The organism is Pseudoalteromonas sp. NZS11 (genome assembly GCF_015864765.1).
GTDB lineage: Bacteria > Pseudomonadota > Gammaproteobacteria > Enterobacterales > Alteromonadaceae > Pseudoalteromonas > Pseudoalteromonas arctica.
The window spans coordinates 269518-289475 of record NZ_JADYWP010000005.1; the positions used below are offsets into that span (position 1 = coordinate 269518).

General features: G+C 38.2%; 13 protein-coding genes. 5 read left to right on the forward strand and 8 right to left on the reverse strand.

The genetic code is table 11. The annotated features are described in order from the left end of the window. Nucleotides 1-16 precede the first annotated feature (16 nt). From I6E82_RS13310 to I6E82_RS13320, 3 genes are read right to left on the reverse strand one after another with little or no spacing between them, the layout of a single operon-like run. Nucleotides 17-4519 (reverse strand): EAL domain-containing protein, encoded by a 4503-nt coding sequence (locus tag I6E82_RS13310; protein WP_197118078.1) that lies wholly within the window; start codon nt 4517-4519, stop codon nt 17-19. Nucleotides 4520-4544: 25 nt separating this feature from the next. After that, nucleotides 4545-4946 (reverse strand): GNAT family N-acetyltransferase, encoded by a 402-nt coding sequence (locus I6E82_RS13315; RefSeq protein WP_197118079.1) that lies wholly within the window; start codon nt 4944-4946, stop codon nt 4545-4547. A 14-nt stretch (nt 4947-4960) separates the two neighbouring features. Then, nucleotides 4961-5164, reverse strand: a complete 204-nt coding sequence (locus I6E82_RS13320) for a DUF3283 family protein (protein WP_002962585.1) — start codon at nt 5162-5164, stop codon at nt 4961-4963. Nucleotides 5165-5282: 118 nt separating this feature from the next. On the opposite strand from I6E82_RS13320, the gene I6E82_RS13325 reads away from it, so the two are divergent. Then, the gene (locus I6E82_RS13325) at nt 5283-5981 is read left to right on the forward strand and encodes a substrate-binding periplasmic protein (RefSeq protein ID WP_007586939.1); all 699 of its coding nucleotides are present in this window, start codon (nt 5283-5285) and stop codon (nt 5979-5981) included. On the opposite strand, the gene I6E82_RS13330 is transcribed toward I6E82_RS13325, so the two are convergent. Both I6E82_RS13330 and I6E82_RS13335 read right to left on the reverse strand, forming a co-directional pair. Further along, nucleotides 5978-6223, reverse strand: coding sequence for a DUF1289 domain-containing protein (locus I6E82_RS13330; protein ID WP_007586940.1), 246 nt, complete (start codon nt 6221-6223; stop codon nt 5978-5980). The genes I6E82_RS13325 and I6E82_RS13330 overlap by 4 nt on opposite strands. Before the next feature lie 106 nt (nt 6224-6329). Continuing rightward, on the reverse strand, nt 6330-7463 hold the full coding sequence (locus I6E82_RS13335) for a 1-acyl-sn-glycerol-3-phosphate acyltransferase (protein ID WP_024590668.1): 1134 nt from the start codon (nt 7461-7463) through the stop codon (nt 6330-6332). A gap of 386 nt (nt 7464-7849) precedes the next feature. Here I6E82_RS13335 and I6E82_RS13340 point away from each other — a divergent pair, with 386 nt between their 5' ends. Next, nucleotides 7850-8794 (forward strand): D-2-hydroxyacid dehydrogenase, encoded by a 945-nt coding sequence (locus I6E82_RS13340; RefSeq protein ID WP_007586942.1) that lies wholly within the window; start codon nt 7850-7852, stop codon nt 8792-8794. A 185-nt stretch (nt 8795-8979) separates the two neighbouring features. After that, on the forward strand, nt 8980-9360 hold the full coding sequence (locus tag I6E82_RS13345) for a DUF3192 domain-containing protein (RefSeq protein ID WP_007586943.1): 381 nt from the start codon (nt 8980-8982) through the stop codon (nt 9358-9360). A gap of 67 nt (nt 9361-9427) precedes the next feature. Here the strand turns inward: I6E82_RS13345 and I6E82_RS13350 are convergent, their stop codons facing one another. Genes I6E82_RS13350 through I6E82_RS13360 form a run of 3 tightly spaced genes read right to left on the reverse strand, consistent with a single transcriptional unit; the run spans nt 9428 to nt 15569 of the window. Then, entirely contained in the window at nt 9428-10327 is a 900-nt protein-coding gene (locus I6E82_RS13350; protein ID WP_007581985.1) for a diguanylate cyclase, read from the reverse strand. Next, nucleotides 10311-14120, reverse strand: a complete 3810-nt coding sequence (locus I6E82_RS13355; protein WP_197118080.1) for a PAS domain-containing hybrid sensor histidine kinase/response regulator — start codon at nt 14118-14120, stop codon at nt 10311-10313. The genes I6E82_RS13350 and I6E82_RS13355 overlap by 17 nt, the downstream gene beginning before the upstream one ends. A gap of 51 nt (nt 14121-14171) precedes the next feature. Next, nucleotides 14172-15569 carry a PhoH family protein gene (locus tag I6E82_RS13360; protein ID WP_024609043.1) on the reverse strand — a complete coding sequence of 466 codons (1398 nt, stop codon included), beginning with the start codon at nt 15567-15569 and terminating at the stop codon, nt 14172-14174. A 305-nt stretch (nt 15570-15874) separates the two neighbouring features. Between I6E82_RS13360 and rapA the strand changes: the two genes are divergently transcribed. Both rapA and I6E82_RS13370 read left to right on the forward strand, forming a co-directional pair. Continuing rightward, nucleotides 15875-18769 carry an RNA polymerase-associated protein RapA gene (gene rapA, locus I6E82_RS13365; RefSeq protein WP_010553308.1) on the forward strand — a complete coding sequence of 965 codons (2895 nt, stop codon included), beginning with the start codon at nt 15875-15877 and terminating at the stop codon, nt 18767-18769. 335 nt (nt 18770-19104) lie between these two features. After that, nucleotides 19105-19878 carry a YggN family protein gene (locus I6E82_RS13370; protein WP_007581974.1) on the forward strand — a complete coding sequence of 258 codons (774 nt, stop codon included), beginning with the start codon at nt 19105-19107 and terminating at the stop codon, nt 19876-19878. Nucleotides 19879-19958: the final 80 nt, after the last annotated feature.

Below are 19958 nucleotides of genomic sequence, written 5' to 3' on the forward strand. Positions count from 1 at the left end.
ATAAGTACTGCTATTATTAATTAAATATATCACTCCAATTGCGATTAATAAGCGGTAGTACTTCGGTATTAGGTACCGGTTTACTAAATAAGTACCCTTGAAAATGCATGCATCCTCGCGCCTTTAAAAAGGCGAGTTGGTGCGAGCTTTCTACGCCTTCAGCTACACATTCTTTACCTAAACTATCTGCAAGCGCGAGTATTGATTGAATAATAGCTTCATCGTCAGAATCTATGCCTATGTCTTGTACAAAGCTTCGATCTATTTTTAATACATCAATAGGAAAACGCTTTAAATAAGTAAGCGATGCGTAACCCGTACCAAAATCATCCATATACAATCTACAGCCCAACTTTTTAAGTTGTTCCATGCTGTGTAGCGCTTCTTTTGAATCACGCATTAATATTGATTCGGTTATTTCAAAAACAATTGCCTCAGACGATACTCCTGAATTACTTAACGCTTTTTTAATTTCAGGAACAAGGTCTTTAAACTCAAAATCAAGAGCCGATAAATTAATAGATAAATACAGGCTAGGTGAGGCTTTTCGCCACTTTTTTAGCTCTAATAAAGCGCGCGCAAAAGTCTGCAGCATAATTTTTGTAATTAGGCCTATACCTTCTGCTGCCACCGAAAATTCTTGAGTTTGCACAAGCTTATTTTCAGGCCAACGCAGCAGTACTTCAAAGCCTTCTGTTTTTTGACTTTCAGCGTTAATGATAGGCTGGTAGTAATTACAAAATTCTTCTTCTTGATACGCTTTAGTTAGCTGAGACTCAAGATGCAGCGCTCTTTGAACATGCTGATTCATCTCTTGCTTATAAAACTGATAACGCCCCTCTAAAGAGTCTTTTGCATGATATAACGCTATACTCGCAGCTTTTAAAAGCGCAGAGCCTTGCTGTGCATCATCTGGTGATATAGACACACCAATACTTAAATTAACGTTTACAACTTGGCCATTAATCGTAATATTTTGATTCACACAATCCATCAACTTAGTGCATATAATGAGTACTTGTTCGATTTGCTGAATATCTTCCACCAGTACTACAAATTCATCGCCACCAAATCGAGCAACACTATCAGATGGACGCAAGGAGCATTTTAAACGCTCAGCAACTTCTTTAATTAGCTCATCAGCAACTGCATGCCCCAAAGAGTCATTAAAGTATTTAAAACGCTTAATATTTATATGTAATAAAGCGACTTTACATTCGTGAAATTTTGCTTGCTCAAGGGCGTGTTCAACGCGGTCATTAAATAACGTACGATTTGGCAACCCTGTTAAGGCATCGTAGTTGGCCAATAAGTGCAGCTCGTTTTCGGCTGATTTTTGTGCGTTTATATCGGTTAAAATAATGACATAACTATTAAGGCGCTGTTCGTTATCGGCCACTGCACTTATTTTCACAAGTACATGACGCGACTCACCACTTGCTAAAACTACACTGTCTTCACACGAAAAGTGTTCTCCAATAGATAGCTTTTGCATTATGCGTAAATAATCAAAACGATTGCTGCGCGATATACCTAAATTTAATGCTCGACTAGATAACGACTCAGCAGAGAAATTAAAGGCAGTTTGCAGTGATTTATTAGAAGCCCGAATATTTAAATTTTTATCGAGGATAAACACCCAATCACGTGTTTGCTCAAATGCTGCCGTAAATAGTAAAGCGTGTTCTTCAAACACCATCTCACGGGTCATATTTGTGTAGGTACCCGCTACTTTTTGTGGCGTTTTATCATCCCACTCAACTACTTTTCCAAAATCCTTATACCAGCGCCAATAGCCTTTTGCATGGCGCAGGCGGTAGGTGCAATTAAAGTAACCTTTATCGGTAGATAAAAACTCAAGCCACTCTAAGCGAAATAGCTGTTTGTCTTGCGGATGAATTTTAGATAAATATTCATCAAGGCTCACGGTTTCATTTTCGTAGCCTAACTCACTCGCTAAGCGAGGTTGATAAATACTTGGATTGCTTGATTCCCAATCCCAAACACCCGATTCGCTACCTTCAAGCGCTAGCTTTAGACGGGCTTCGCTTTCTTTACTTTCTTTATTTGCTGCCAATAAAATACGCTGAATTTTATTACGGCGCATAACCCACATAGCAACAAAGCCAATAAACAGCATGCCGTAAAGCACCATAAAATAAGGTGCACGCCAAAGCGGATACTTTACTTTTATTTTTAAAATAGCAGGCGAGGTATATTCGCCAGTCAGGGGGTCTTTAGCCCAAACTTTTAATTGATAATTACCTGGATTCAATTTTGGAAACAATACACGGTTGTTATTTCGGGTATAACTTTTTTGTCCGTTATCGAGTTGATACTCATAAATGATGCGTTCTTGATTACTAAATGCCATGGCCGAAAATGCAACTTCAAGCCCTATATCATCATGGTTTAACACAACCTCGTTGAGCGGTTGTTTTAAATCAAGCGATAAATCTCGTGACATTAAATCAACTCGCGTAATATTTACGTGATCAATAAGCGACTGATAGTTTTGGTTTTCCATTGGATGAAAATAAGTAAAACCTTTTAAGCTACCATACGCAATATGGCCATCTTTGAGCTGTGCCATGGCGTTGCTATTAAACTCAGCAGAGAGTAGCCCTTCTGATGTAGAAAATTGCTGAAAATGAAGTGTTTCTGGGTTTAATCGCCAAATGCCTTTATGGCTACTCATCCAGATCATGCCATCATCATCTAGCACCATATCGTATAGCAGAGTGCCTAATTTATTCCTTTCTAAATCAATTGTATGGACTAATTGATAGGTAGATGCGTCAAGGCCTATTAAGCCGAAATTAGAAAGTGATATCCACAATATATTGTTGTTATCTATTAAGTAAGAAAGCACACTAATGGCTACGTTTTCATGCTGTTTTGGCACTTTATAAATCATTTTAAGTGCTAAATCACTTGGGTTTACTTGGTATAAAATACCGGCATTAAAAAATAATGGTGAATCTGGTTTATTGCTCAGCGCAGGTAAAAAGCCATGAGCTAAAAATGGTTCAAACTGATCAAACTGGCCACCCAAACGCGTTATTACTTGAGAATCTATATTGTATATAAATACCCCATGATCTGAGTGTACAAAGTATAGATCGCCATTTGGCATTAGTGTTACGCCATGCACCCTACCGGTAATTAACTCCTGATTAGCAGGGTTATGCACTTTAGGTTCGCTAACTTGATGCGTTACAGGGTCAAAAATAAACAAACCACGGTTCGTATAAAGCCATAAATTATTTTTATAAGGCGTTATTTCATATACGGTAAACTCAGTGGTGAGTAAGTCAACTTTGTAATCTTTTAAATAAGCTTTACCAATATTTGTTTTTAAATCAACCTCGGTAATACCGTTATGCGTTGCAAGCCAAAGCTTGTCTTTATATTCGGTAATCCCCCAGATAGAGTGATGCGATAAACCATCCCCCCCGAGCAAAGTGCCATCGACATTATTAAAATGATAGCTGTCATGAGATAAATAAAACGCACCATCAGTCTTAGTCGCAACCCACGTACCACCCGATTTATCTTTTGCCATATCAATAATACTGGTATCGGCAAGTGTGTACTTACTTTGGGCTATTCGAGTGTTTTTAATCATCTCCCCGGTGTTTAAATCAAATTTAAACAAGCCTTTGTCGGTAGCTAAATCTATTGTTCCGTGTTCGTTTACTATGCTCCAAACATTTAGGTCACTTAGTAATACTTTACTTTTAAAAGGTAAATCTGGGCGTTCAAACATTTTTGATAAATTACTAATATCAACTTCGTATAAGCCTTGTACCGCCCCGACTAATAGTTGTTTATTTTCACCTAATGCGAAAGACTTAACATTATTTTGGTAAATATGCTCAGCTTCACCTTTTAAATGCTGCAGGGGTCTAACTTGCTCTGTGGCAATATCAAATACGTATGCGCCATGGCTTGTACCTATAAATATATAACCATTGTAAGCAAACAGCTTTCTCACAAGAGTATTTTTATATTTAGCAGGCAGCTCAAAAATAGTTGTTATTTTTCCGGTTGCGATATCAAGCTTTGCAAAATCGCGGCCTCGGCCAATCCAAAGTGTTTTTTTATCAACGGCCACCATACTAAACACAGACTGATTGATAATCTCTTCTTCACTGGTAGGTTTTTCTAGGAATTGCTGATATGAATCTGTTACGGGGTCGTATCTAAATAGGCCTGCAAGTAAAGAGGCTATCCAAATGTGCCCTTGAGGGTCTTGGTAAATACGATCAATGATCGCTTCTTCTAATTCACCATTAGGGCCGTTTATTGGAATAACTTGATAGCCATCATAACGATTAAGCCCAGCCTCAGTAGAAAGCCAAAGGTAACCATTAGTGTCGATAAGCATTGTATTAACGTAGCTTTGCGATAAGCCTTCGCTTGGAGATAAACGTTTTACTTGTGCGCCTACTTGGCAACTTAGGATAGTTATTAAAACTACAAAGCAACTAATGATCCCATTAACGCATTTACTCATGCTTATTCCATATTATTATTTATTATTATGGGTACTCTAGAGCGACTATATTTCGATGTTTGTAAGTATCAAAAAGTACTTGTAAAGCAAGAGTATATGTTAACACTTGGTTAAAACCAATAGCACAATATAAATCAACTACGTTTTTATATGCGAAGGTATTAATCATCTTATCTTGCGACTTTAAGAGTGTTGATAATAGCTGTTTAGCAACACCTTTACCGCGATGTTCCAGCGCAACAAACATGGTAGATAAAAATAAGAACTCTGTTTTATCTTGCAGCCTACATGCTGCAACTATTTCATTATTATAGTAAGTAACCCATACCTTATCTTGTTTATTAGCCCGCCCTCTTACATTATATTTTTTATAAAATTTATTAACGAGTGGAACTTTTAGCCCATCCAGCAACTTAACTATATACATTTTTATATCAACACTTAGCTAAGCATTAGCGCTAAATATTGCTCAAACTTTTGCTTCAAAACCATTTGTTCAGCCATTGGACGGCTATGGATTGTATTATAAACTTGCTCTCTCGTTTTTTTATTTCGCTTAATTTGATACGCCCAAAAAGACGCTTCATAATCTAACTGAATTTGGTATTTTTCTTCACGTGGCAATAGGCATAAATTAAAACTCACAATACTTCCTCATTCGCTTTTAAAATTATTTGATTAACCCCGAAACTGGGCAAGAGGTAATCTCCTTGTTATTATACGCGTCTTATTTTATTTATTTCTGTAGTAATTGGAACTGATAATGAATAGACATTTTAGTATCTTGTTATTATTGGTAAATTTATTTTTTAGTGCCTCTTGTTTTAGTCATCAATACAACCTCACTTTTAATCGTCCGCAAAGCACACCACAAGCTGATTATGCCTTAGAGTTATTAAAGTTAGCATACGCAGATATCGGTTTTAAAATACATATAATCGATTTTAGCCACCAAAATGCTTTGCTAGCTGCAAATAATGGCGTACTTGATGGGCAGTTAGGAAGAGATGCAAGCGTTGAAGAAAATTACGAAAACTTAATTAGGGTCGATTATGAGCTATTTAAGTTTGACTTAGTATTATATAAAAACTGTTTACCTAGCAGTTTAGAACAGCTCGATAGCGTCGCAATTGTTGATGGCTACCCTGTCCAAGAACATTATTTAGCAAGCACACAGTTTGCAGGGAATATTATTAAAGTTAAAAGCATGAATACCCAACTTAATTTGCTTGCTCAGAAAAAAGTACAGGGAGCTTTAATGATTAATTTTATAATGCAAAACAATGAGCTCCCGTCACCTCAAGGTTGCTTTGTAAAAGAAGTGCTGAATACTTATCCGCTTTATCATTATTTAAATAAGCGTAATGAAAACTTGGTAGAAAAGCTTAAAATGTCATTAATTAACTTAACTAACAATGGCACTGTGTACGCACTAAGAGCCAAGTATGGATTAAGCTTTTAAAAGTCGAACCCTTGCTGCTGCGCCTGTGTGCTTGGCACTGCATTTTGCTGCTTTTTTTGAAGATAACGTTTGTAGCGCTGCTGGCACAAACTAAGCACCTTCTTTTTTTGGTCGTTGGTTAAGGTATTCCACGAAAAGCGTTCATCCCGACTACGATAACACCCTTTGCAATACCCTCTGTTATTAACTAAGCAAATACTCTTGCAAGGACTTGGAATATCAAATATTTCAATTTGTTGCATGCATAAGTACCGCCCAGTTGAAGAGGAGGTATTAGTATAGCGTTATTTTTGAGCAAAAAAAAAAGCAGCAATTTAATTGCTGCTTAGTTTCATTGAGCTGTGAGTATTAATGTTCACAGCTATTAGTATTTATCTCTGTTTTACGGTGAAATGGCTTAGCGTACATAGCTAGCACTAATGGTTTTAACTCTTCAGGTACACAGGCTAAACGTTGTTCAAATGTCGCTGTATCAGGAGAGTCTATTACCGCATCTTTACAACCACCAGCGATGTAATTGCCTGGGTGTAAATAAAACGAATCAACAATTTGCCTATCAATTGTTTTAGCAAGCTCTTCAGCACTATCACATTTAGATTCAATTGGTTGCCCAAATGCTAAATGCACGTGCCCTTTAGCAGTACTAAAGCCTTCAACAATGCTCGCAATATCTTCACCAGCCGATTTAACGTACTCACCATGATGTTGCTTGTGGTAAAGCTCTTTGGCTTTAGCAATTGCACACGGCTCATATTGATAAGAAATAGAAACAGGCACTATTTTTAACTCTTTAATATAATCGCCAAACTCTTTCTTTTGTTTACGCCCATTTAATTGCAGCATTTTTAAAAGCGCAGGATCAGTTTGATCAAAACCGTCTTTTGCACGCCCTTCTTTTTGCGCAATCCAAATAGAATTTCCACCGACCACAGAATCGTAAATGTATGACGATAATTGAGTCAGTGCTTTTAACATCTCTTTTGGTGCTTTAGCAGAGCGCTTAACTATAAAGCTTTTATTTAGACGCATAAGCTCAGTAATGTAAGGTATTTGCAATAAATTATCGCCAATAGCAATACGCACTGTTTTCATTTTATGTTGGTATAAACCCCAGTTAACTAATGCAGGATCAAGCACTATGTCTCTGTGGTTTGAAATAAATAAATAGGCCTGGTTAGCATCTAACTGTTCTAACCCAGAAAAGGTAACTTTTGATGTGGTGCGCTTCACTAGTTTATCTAAGTATTGTGCCACTTCATTTTGCACATCTTCAACGGTGCTTACTTTGCCCCATTTTTTGCGTAACTGACTTCTTACCATTGGACGCGCAATAAAAGGCACTGCCGATAAAAAGCGCGGTAAATTATACTTTGCTATTACATCAATAAACGCATCATCGTTAATTAAACGTGTAAGCGACGCCGCAACTTCGTCGTCGTTGTATGGGCGTATATCTGCGTATTTATCTTCTAATTCACTCATTACTACATCTACAATGTTAAAAAACGGTACGCCAAAGCGCACCGTTTATGTCTATATCCGATTATAACTCAGCCAATCTAAAATGCGAAATAACCAAAAAAGCGATTTTATTTTTAGCAACTTGCTTTAAAGCCGAGTTTAATTACCTTCTATGACCATGAGCTTGCTCAAAAGTGCAAAAATCTGATCAGTCTAGCAAAATACCATGTTCTCAATCTGCTAGTGGGCAGACCACTAATACAAAGCCCTCTAATCATTTGGTAGTAATACCATTAACAAAGCCTTTCTTTCGTAGTACCTTAAGCTCGTATTTTAGATTTTTGATGGATCGTAGGCATCTTTTTACGATTTTAACTCTTTCAGATCCACTTATTTTAGGGCTCATAATGAACATTACTATTCTTGATAACGCAACGTTAGCTAAAACGTCTCTTACTGGTATTGAACAACTTGGTAAATTAACGACTTATGAACTTACTAGCCCAGAGCAAGTTATTGAACATTGCCAAGGTGCTGATGTATTAATCACTAATAAAGCCGTTTTAAATCGCGACACTATTAGCAAACTTACACAGCTTAAATTAATTTGTGTAAGTGCAACTGGTACTAATAATGTTGATCTAGAAGCCGCTAAAGAATTTGGTATTGCCGTAACTAATGTAGCTGGCTATTCAACACCTTCTGTTGTTCAACATACGTTTTCTTTAATTACTAACTTACTGGGTAACACCCACCGCTATCAGGCGGATTGCCAGCAAGGCGCGTGGCAAAAAAGTGAAATGTTTTGCATACTCGATTACAGCTTTAACGACTTACAAGGTAAAACATTTGCCATTATAGGCGGTGGTACGCTAGGTAAAGGCGTTGCTAAAGTGGCTGAGGCATTTGGCGCAAATGTTATTGTTGCAGAGCGCAAAGGTGTTAAATGTCGCGACGGTCGTACGCCTTTTGAAGACGTCATTAAAACAGCCGATATAATCAGCGTACACTGCCCTCTAACAGATGAAACACGTGATTTAATTGCACTTAATGAGCTTAAAATGATGAAGCCAAGTGCTATAATTATTAATACAGCACGTGGTGGAATTATTAACGAATCCGACTTAGCTACAGCGCTTGAGCAAAACCTAATTGCTGGAGCCGGTGTTGATGTACTAACTAAAGAACCTGCTGAGCTTTCAAACCCACTTGCTAATTACAAAGGTAATAACCTTTTACTTACTCCACATATAGCATGGGCAAGCACCGAATCTATTGTGCGTTTAATTAATGAAGTAAGTTTAAATATTGCTGCATTTAATAAAGGCGAATCACGCAACCGCTTGGTGTAGTGATTTTATTGTAGTAATCAAATAAGCTAAAAAATGGCTGTTTTTACTAATACATTTAATATTTTATTAGATAAAAACAGCTTAACCTACTTAACAAACTGATTAATAACAACTTATAAATATGGTCTACTCTTTGCTTTAATACAGCTAATAACCAATTAAAAATCTTATTAAGGTAAATAAAAATGAAAAAATCACTTTTAGCAGCCGCTTTAATCGCTCCATTTTTAACAGGCTGTGTTATTGCCGTATCAGATGGTGAAGCTGAGACTCATTGGGCTGGTAAGAATTCATCTAGCTGGCAAGCACAACATAAAAATAATCGTGAAGTTATATCAGAGCTAAAAATGGATAGCAGTTACCAATCTGTTTTGACGCAATTAAAAACGCCTAATTTCACAGAGCTATTAAAAAAAGATGACGATGTATACCAAGTACTTTTTTATGTAACTCATAGCAAGCATTCAGATTCTAAAACAACGAAAGATGAATGTACGCCACTTGTATTTAAAAATGATAAGTTAGTGGGCATTGGTGAAACCGCTTTAGGTATGATCACGCAGTAACCAATAAAAAGTAGTTTGATACAAAAACGCCAATATATGAATATTGGCGTTTTTGTATATTAAGTTTTTAGAGTGCAACTATTCTATCTCGCCCTGCATCTTTAGCGGCATATAGGCCTAAATCGGCCTCTTCTAATAACGCTTGCTCAGCATACACTTTACCACTTTGAGTGGTGGCGATACCTATACTAATAGTGATGTGGTCTGCATTTAATGAGCCTTTATGTTCTATATTCAAAGCATTTACAGCATTGCGTAATTTGTTAGCAAACTCCATAGCCTCATGCCTATTCATTCCAGGTAATACAGCTGCAAATTCTTCACCACCATAACGAGCTATAAAGTCACTACCACGTTCACATTGAGCTGCGAGTGCTTGTGCAACATCCTTTAAGCATTCATCACCAGCACGATGTCCGTAGCAATCGTTGTAACGCTTAAAGTGGTCTATATCCATAAGTAACACTGATAGCGGGGTTCCACTGCGTTTACTTCGGCGCCATTCACGAGCTAAGTTTTCGTCTAGGTAGCGTCTATTTGGGATTTCAGTTAAGCCGTCGATTGAGGCTAACATTTCTAGCAGATCATTTTTTTGCTTTATAAGTAATTGGTTACGAACCCTAACACGCACAATAGAAGGGCTAAATGGCTTGGTGATATAATCCATAGCACCGAGCTCTAGGCCCTTAGCTTCGTCGTCATGGCTACGATTAGCTGATATAAATATAACGGGGATCGATTGAGTTATCGGATTTTCTTTAAGTTGCACAAGCACTTCATAGCCGTCAATTCCTGGCATAATCACATCAAGGATAATTAAATCAACTTGCGCAGTTTTTACAAAGGTCAGTGCTTTTTCACCACTTTCAACTAAGAATACGTCGTGTTCTACTTTAAGTGTTTTTTCAAGTACTAATCTGTTGATTGGATCATCATCTACAATAAGTACTTTAGCTCTTTTCGACATCCCTAGCCCCTACCCCTTTTATAAAAACAATTACCTGTTCTAACTGCATAATAAGCTCTTTCAGTGTTATTTCAACAGGCTTGTTAGTTGTTTTAAGTGTTCTTTCACACAATAAAGCGCAGTGAGACAATCGTCTAAAACCTAAATTACCTGCTACACCTTTTATACTATGCACTAAGCGTACCAAATCATCCTTATTGGTTGTTTCTTCTATTTGCAATAGCTGGGTTTCGCATAAATTAGCAAATTTACCAATCATTGTATTGAGGAGCTTTTCATCCATACTAAACTGCGTTAATGCGAATGATTTTTCAAAAAAGCTTGGTTTAACTAAGTTTAAATCGGCAATTGCATCAATAAGTACCTTAGCAACAACTGGTTTAGTTAAATGCTTATTCATACCGCACTTTAAAGAACGTTCAATATCAGCGGGTTCACAATGAGCCGTTAAAGCAAAAATAGGCAGTTGCTTTGCGTCAAACTGTTGACGAATTAAAGCCGTAGCTTGGCAGCCATCTATTTGCGGCATTTGCACATCCATCAATATTAAGTCAGGCTTTAAAACTTGCAATAATTCCATGCCGATAGATGCGCTTAAAGCGGTAACAACACTTACGTTTGCTTGGCGTAATACACTGCTAATTATTTCTAAATTAAGTTGATTATCATCAATGGCTAATACAAGTAGACCCGATATATCAACTTTAGTTTCAGCAATATTATATATTACGGCATTGGTACTAGCTTTAGGCTGTTGCTGAGAGTTCAAGCTAAATAGCCTTTGTCCCAATGCCGATGCTTTAACGTGATGCGCAGCTAAATGCTCACTTGTTGGTAAATTAAGTGTGTGCTGATGATTAATAATAATTACCGATGTTTCTTTAGCTGATAACGAATCATTAATTGCTTCAACATTTAAAAGTGCAGGTAAATCGGTCGCATCGATTATTATTTGCTGAGTATTGGAGAGCTTAATTGGGTATTTGAGTACTTCATCTAAATTAATATTAGCAAGCTCTGTATAAGCATTTGTTACTTGCTTAAGCTCTTTACTTTGATCCGATAAAATAGCCAATGTATTAGTCGGTAACATCGTATTTTTAGTGGTATCAACCAAAAAACTAACGCTGAAGTAAAACTCACAGCCATGACCTTTTTTACTCTTTAAAGCAATCTCCCCTCCCATTAATGACACCGCATGTTTAACAATCGCTAAACCTAACCCAACACCATGATGTATACGTGTTGAAGACTCATCACCTTGCGTAAAGGCGTCAAATAAACGCCTCTGATCGGCTTCATCTATGCCCATACCGGTATCAATTACTTTAAAGCAAATATGCTGTTGCTCTAGGCTATCGCTTTCAATAAGTTCCATTTTTAAAGTGATAGAACCTGTTTTTGTAAACTTAACAGCATTTGTTAATAAATTACCTAATATTTGCTGTAAGCGAATACTGTCGCATATCAAATCAGGCGCTATTAACGGGTCAATATCAATAACAAATTCAATACCTTTTCCTTCGCACAATGGAGCCGTTAAACTTTCACAAATATCCACCAGCTCAACCATACTAAAAGATGCTTGTTTTAAATCGGTTTGCGAACTTTCTATGCGTGCAAAATCAAGCATTCTATTGAGCATTAGCAACAAGCTTTGTGCTGCATGCTTAGCTTGATCCGTTTGTTGTAATTGCTTTTGCGTTAATCCTTGCTCAATAAGCATATCAAGCAACCCTAAAACAGCGTTAAGAGGAGTGCGTATTTCATGACTTAAATTGGCTATAAAGCGACTTTTAGCAAGGGTTGCTCGTTCGGCATCTAGTTTTGATTTAGTTAATGCGCTCACATCCTGAATGTGAATAACGTAATAAGCTGGGTCGCGGTTTTCATCCCATACAAGCGATACACTCAGTTGCAACCAACTTGTTAAGCGCCCTTGAGCAAGCGTTAAGTGGTATACGCGTTTTTTGTCATCTAGCAATTGCGCTAAAGTGCTTTTTATTTGCTGCCATTGAGTATCGTCAAACAATGCTTTTAACTGCTCACCAACCAGTACTGGCTGTTCAGAAAACTGCTTTCTTGCCGCTTTATTTACTTGTAATATTGTGTGCTCAAGCGAGAGTAAAACCACGCAGTTAGCCGCAAATTCAATCGCACTTCTAAATTTAGATTCTGATGCTTTTAAGGCCAATAATGCTTGTTGCTGTTCGGTAATATCGCGACCAATACCCATAGTCCCCAACAGATGTTGGTGCTCGTTATAAAAAGGTGCAATAGTAAGTTGATACGTTTTTTTATCGGTTTCTATTCGCTGTTCAACACTGTTTCTATTTTGTAATACTTGTTTTTCAAGCGCATTTATTTGTTGATCGTTATCGCCTAAATCATCTACATATTTACCGACTAATGCAGTTTGATCTTTACCGATGTACGCCTCAAATGCTTTATTGCATCCTAAGAATGATCCATCAATATTTTTAAAATAAATAAGATCTGGCACACTGTTTAGCATAGTGTTGAGCAAAGCCAAGTGGCGCTCTTTTGCTTCGTAACTGCGGCTTAGCTTTTCTGATTGCAACTGAACCTGGTCGTCCAGAGCTTTATTTGCACTTTGTAATGAATCAACTAACTGTTTGTTTTTAGTAAATACCCGCTTCACTTTAGAAAACCAAGGTTGCCAGCTCAGCGGTACTTTATAATCGAGCTGCTCTTCTTGCTGTGTACCGTTACTCTCAAGGTACGACATTAAGTGAGTCATTGGCTTAATAAAAATGCGCTGACTTAACCAAAAAAACACGCCAAACATAATACTTAAAAATAGCGTTAAAAATGCAAACTCTAATAGTATTTCATACTTAATTGGGCTTATTAGTTGGGGTTTGTGCTCGTAAAATGCTGCGTGAATAGGTAACTCATCCATTGGCTGCATAAAGTAATTACTATCACTAGTTAAGACTGTTTTTTTACTATGGTGCTGGGCCAAATCAGGCCAATAATTTTTTAATGCTGTTGCTTGCTCTATTAACTGTTTAGAGCTGGCGATAACTTGATGTGATTGGTTCATAAAAACGTATTCACCACTGTTCGGTGAAACCTTTTTTAACCACCCAGAAATTGCCTGAACATCATAAATCAAAATAATGTAATCGGCTGAGCCGGTGCTTCGTTGTCGGCCAATAGCAAAATACGATTTATCATTCACTTTAACAATAGGACTTGAAGTAAGTTTGTTTGGTGCAAATTTTGGCTTAAATTTTCCATTTAGGATTTCAGTAAGCATTAAACTTTGGCTTTTGTTACGCCTGCTTACATAAGCAAAGCCATTATTATCAACATATGCTACACCAGACAACGACTGCATTAATGCAAGCGTTGTATTAAACGAAGGCCCTAATGCAATCGCCTGTTGCCACTGTACTAATGCCTTAGTAGATAACGCAAACTCCCCCTTACCTACAATTTCAGTGCCTTGCTCACTAAAGTGACGGTAATAGTAACCATCATATTGATTTATGCCCTCAAGTAAGCTTTGGTTTACTTTTGGATAGGTCGTTTGTTCGTATAAGCTAAACATGGTGGTGAGTAGATTACTCACCGACTCCATCCCGTGAGTAACCTGTGCTGAAACATTCGTAAAATCGGCTTCGCGTTTTTCAACCGCCCGCTCAAGCTTTATATTATATAAGTGCAAGCACAGTAAAAAAGCGACAATCAATGGCACTAAAAGCGCAATAAATAATGAACGATAATAATGCTTCAGAGGTAAAAAATTCAATGTACTGCCTGCCATTTGGCTCGAAAATCAATCGATAGACTATCGAGCCAATTTGTTAAGCGCAAGTTATAAATTTTCTTCTGCAAATGACGCTAAGCGACTACGTACAACACCGTTGAGGTTTATAGTTGCGCTGCCTTCAAAGTTTTTAAAGCGCTCTACTATGTACGTTAAGCCCGATGTTACTGGCGTTAAATAGTTACTATCTATTTGCGCCAAGTTACCCGTACAAATTAATTTAGTACCTTCGCCGCAGCGGGTAATAATCGTTTTAAGTTGAGATGCCGTTAAATTTTGGCTCTCATCTAAAATGACCACCGCATTTTGAATGCTACGCCCACGCATAAAGTTAACCGATTTAAACTGAACATTAGCCTTCTCCATAATGTAGTTTCGGCTTGATATCGGATTTTCGTCGCCTTTGTGCAATACCTCCAGCGTATCGGTAATGGCTGCGAGCCATGGCGCCATTTTTTCCTCTTCAGTGCCTGGTAAAAAGCCAATGGACTCTGCTATTTCTGGCGTATTACGGGTAACTATTACTTTATCGTAAATACCTTTTTCGATGACCATTTCAAGGGCGCTGGCAAGCGCTAACAAGGTTTTACCACACCCCGCAGGGCCGGTTAAAATAACAAGTTCAATACTTGTATCTAGCAGCGCATCAAGCGCCATTCCCTGATAAATATTTTTGGGCTTAACGCCCCATGCTTGTTGATGCATTAAACGCTCAACACCAATATCTTTTAGCGTTATGTGCTCGTTATCGTACGATTTAACACGCGCCGCAAACTGATCCCCTCCATCAAGTAAATATTCATTACAAAATACATCAGGTATTAAGTTTTTAGGCACATGATGAAACGTATCTCGTCCGTGTTGCTGCGTATTACATTCCCCTACATGGTCCCAAAAATCACCTTCAATTTTTTTATAACCACTAGTGAGTAAGCTTATATCGTCAATAAGTTGATCGGTACGGTAATCCTCAACATATTTAAGCCCTGCGCCTTTGGCCTTTAAACGCATGTTTATGTCTTTTGTTACTAATATAACTTTTGAATCACTGTGCTGCTTTTGTAAATACACGGCGCAATTAATAATACGATGGTCGTTTTCGTTACCAGGCAAACCAGAAATGGAGTCGGCAAATAAATGGTCGTTTACAATAATGAGGGTACCTGCAGAGCTCGCTTTTGCCTTTTTGTTACTCGGCAGCGCCACGCCTTGTAGCATTTGCTCGGGCGTTGCATTTTTAAGTACTTCATCTAATCCACGAATAGCGACGCGCGCATCGCGGCTTACGTCGTGTTTTCTGTCTTTTATGTGGTCAAGCTCTTCAAGCACTGTCATCGGAATTACAACGTCATGTTCTTGAAAAGACAAATAAGCGAGGGGTTCGTGAAGTAGTACGTTGGTATCTAGCACATACATTTTACTTTCAAGGTTCGAAGCTTTTTCCATAGCACTTTCCTTACGTTTTATGATTTTTATGCTATACCAAAATAACTAAGTAAAACGGGCAAAACTTAAACCTGCAATACTTAATTGCCAAGGCATAATGTAAGTTTAGTCTATTTGTCATAAAAGTCCGTTTTATTACAAACTGTAATTAGTTTTGATTTACCTAAAAAAGAGTCATAAACAAGTTGTTTTAATAGTAATAATTAACACTTACAAAATTAATTAAAAGTGAGCCAAATAGCGCCTTGCAGTGGTGTTAGCTTACAGGTAACATAGCCGCCTTTTTCATCATAGACGAGACATACATGAATTTTTCCTTAGGTCAGCGTTGGATCAGTGATACAGAGTCAGATTTAGGATTAGGCACCGTTGTTGCCATTGAAGGCCGTCAGGTCAGCATATTATTTCCTGCCAGTGGTGAGAGCCGTGTTTATTCTTGTGCAGAAGCACCTGTTACCCGTGTGGCATTTAATCCTGGCGATGTGATCAAAAGCGTTGAAGAATGGGAATTAGAAGTAGAGTCTATTGAAGTACAAGGCGAGTTACTGTGTTATCACGGCACCCGTGTTGATAACGGCGAAACTGCCAAGCTTAAAGAAACCTTTTTAGATCATTTTATTAAGTTTAATAAACCACAAGATCGTTTATTTGCGGGCCAAGTCGATCGTTTTGATCGCTATACACTTCGCTACCAAACGTGGTTACATAAATTTGAACGTGAACAATCGCCTATTAAAGGCTTAATTGGTCAGCGTGCTAATCTTATTCCGCACCAGCTTTATATTGCCCAAGAAGTGGGTAAACGTTTTGCACCACGCGTACTTTTATCAGATGAAGTAGGCCTTGGTAAAACAATTGAAGCGGGCATGATTTTACACCAACAAATTATTAGTGGTCGTGCAAGTCGCGTATTAATAGTTGTACCAGAAAACCTACAACACCAATGGTTAGTAGAAATGCTACGCCGCTTTAACTTACACTTTTCTATTTTTGATGAAGAACGTTGCGACGAAGCGTTTGCAGATTCTCCAAACGTGTTTGATACAGAGCAACTAGTACTTACCAGTCTTGAGTTTTTAACCAAGAAAAAACGCTGGTTTGAACAAGCAACGCTTGCTGATTGGGATTTACTAGTTATAGATGAAGCCCATCACCTAAGTATAAATAACGGCAAGCCAAGCTCAGAGTATCAACGTATGGCAGAGCTTAGCCAAGATATTCCTGGCCTTATTTTACTTACCGCAACGCCTGACCAACTTGGTCACAGCAGCCACTTTGCACGTTTACAGTTACTCGATCCTGACCGTTTTTACGACTACGACGTGTTTAAAGAAGAAGAAGCAAATTATAAAGACGTTGCTGAAGCTGCAAATCAATTACTGCAAGAGCAAGGGCTAGACGACACAGCCAAAGCCACACTAATTGAGCTATTAAAAGAAACCGATATTACTGATATTCTTGAAAAAGCACAGCAAGGTGATTTACCAGCACGTAAAGAAATACTTAACATGCTGCTCGATCGCCACGGCACGGGTCGCATATTATTTAGAAACAGCCGCAGCGGCATTGATGGCTACCCAAGTCGTAAATTACACGCCTACCCTATGGCACTGCCAAAACAGTATAAAACGGCTATGTCGGTTCTCGGTAATATGGGCGGCATTCAAAACCCTGAACTAAGTGCACACCGCGCTCTTTTTCCTGAAAAAATATTTCAAGAGTTTGAAGGCGAAAGCGCAAGCTGGGGTTTATTTGACCCACGTGTAGATTGGTTAATCGACACTCTTAAAACGCTTAAGCGCGAAAAAGTACTACTTATATGTGCTAAAGCTGAAACAGCTATCAGCCTTGAGCAAATACTGCGTGAACGCGAAGCAATTAAAGCGTCGGTATTCCACGAAGGTATGTCTATTATTGAGCGTGACCGCGCTGCTGCATTTTTTGCAGACGAGTACGATAATGCACAAATATTACTGTGTTCAGAAATTGGCTCAGAAGGTCGTAATTTCCAGTTCTCGCATCACTTAGTACTGTTTGATTTACCACTGAACCCAGATTTACTAGAGCAGCGTATTGGTCGATTAGACCGTATAGGTCAAACGCAAGATGTGAACATTCATGTGCCATATTTTGAAAACACCGCTCAAGAAGTATTGCTACGTTGGTACAACGAAGGTCTAGATGCATTCGAATCTACCTCGTCAACAGGCCAAATGCTTTATAAAGAGTTCCGTGATGATCTACTTGAATATATTTCTGCGCATAACTGCGATGAAGACGAACTCGATCCATTACTTGAGCAAGTAGCACAGCAAAATGCCGTATTGCGTAAAAAAATGGAAAGCGGACGAGATCGTTTACTAGAGCTACATTCATCGGGTCAAGGTGCTGCAGATTCACTTGTAGCTGAAATCGAAAAACTCGACAATCAGTTTGAATTACCAAGCTACATGATCAACGTGTTCGACACATTTGGCGTAAGCCAAGAAGATAAAGGCGAAAATACCATTATCTTAAAGCCGACTGAACATATGTTAAACCCATCATTCCCATCGCTTAAAGAAGACGGTATGACCGTTACCTTTGATCGCGACACGGCGCTTTCGCAAGAAGACGTGCACTTTGTTAGTTGGGATCACCCAATGGTGCAAGGCACCATGGATATGATTTGTGACGACGACTTTGGTAGCGCATCGGTTGCATTGCTTAAAAACAAAAAGTTACCGCCTGGTACCTTTTTTGTTGAGCTTATTTTTGTTGCAGAAGCAATGGCACCAAAAGTATTACAAGTTGGTCGCTTTTTACCGCCTACACCAATTCGTATATTGCTAGATAAAGCAGGTAATAATTTAGGTGAGAATGTGGCATTTGAAGGCTTTAATCAGCAGTTATCAGCCGTTGGCCGCCAAACAGCAAGTAAACTTGCAGGTGCATTGCAAAGTGCTGTTCACCCTATGATTACTACCGCTAAAGATATGGCACAAGAAAAACTTGAAGTTATTCGTGCAGCGTCGCTTGTTAAAATGCAAACGTCACTCAGTGAAGAGCAAGAACGACTTGTTGCCCTTAAGCAAATTAACCCGAATATTCGCCAAGAAGAAATTACCTTCTACGATAAGCAACGCAACGACCTAACTACGTATATTGAAAAAACGCAGTTACAACTTGATGCAATTCGATTAATAGTAGTTTCACACTAGAGATTTTGGCTTTTAACCGCTAGCCTTTTAAGCTGACTCCAAAGTAAATTTGGAGTCAGCTATTAAAAACTTAATTAACTAAATAGCTGTATCTTTTTAAACTTCATTTTTAAAACCACGTGTTCTTATTTAGATGTGAGCTAATTCCACCTCTTTAGCCTCATACTAAGTCCTTTGTTGGACTGTCGATTTTGCTAAGCATAACCGTATCTAAAAACTCAAGCTGCGCTCTATACAGCTATTGTGTGAGATAGTTGATAGGTTTATTTTCCCTTGCATAAAGTTGTTTTTTTGTTAACCTACTCGCCTTCCATTTTAGTCTTTTTGAGGTGTTTATGGCGTTTCTATCTCGTTCGATATTGGCGTTGTCCATAGCGCTCTCAAGCAGCAGTGTCTTTGCTCAAGCCCAATGCGATGTTGAATTACGTCATGGTTTAATTATCACTGACGATGCGATTCGCATATTAGATAAAGGCCAGACTCGTGTACAAATTAATAACAATAACCAACTATTTATTCGCGGTTATTGGGTTGATTTAAGCGATGACGAAAGCAAAGTACTCGAACAGTTTAGTAATGGTATTCGCCACACAGTCCCCGAATTAGTAAACCTTGCTACCGATGGTGTTAACTTAGGTTTAAGCGCTATTGAACACGTAGTTGAAGGTATGTCAGACAAAGAACCTGAAGTACTTAAAACACAACTAAAGTATGTAGAGCGCGCGCTAATGGATAAGTTTAAGCGCGGCGATGACTTCTTTTTTATAGCCCCTCAATCACTTTCGCAAATAGATGATTTTTTTACTAAAGAGATCAGTCAGCAAATTCACTCTGCAGTGCATGGATCGTTAGGTGCTATTTTGGTATCACTCGGAGATGCGTTTAAATCGCGCGAAGGTAATATAGAAGATCGCATTAACGACATGGGGCAACGCATGGATATTATCTCAAGAGAAATTGATAAGTCGCTACAAAAAAAGGCGCATCAATTAGAGCTTAAAGCTTCTGAGTATTGCGAATGTTTAAATGCACTCGATGTAACCGAGTCTCGCTTACAGGCAATAGTACCTGGTATGGCCGATTACGATTTAGTGCAAATAAAGTCTTAGTGTACGTATTCGTTTTTAGAATAAAATAACACCGAGTATAAATATACTCGGTGTTTTGCTTTATGATTGATTAAAAATAA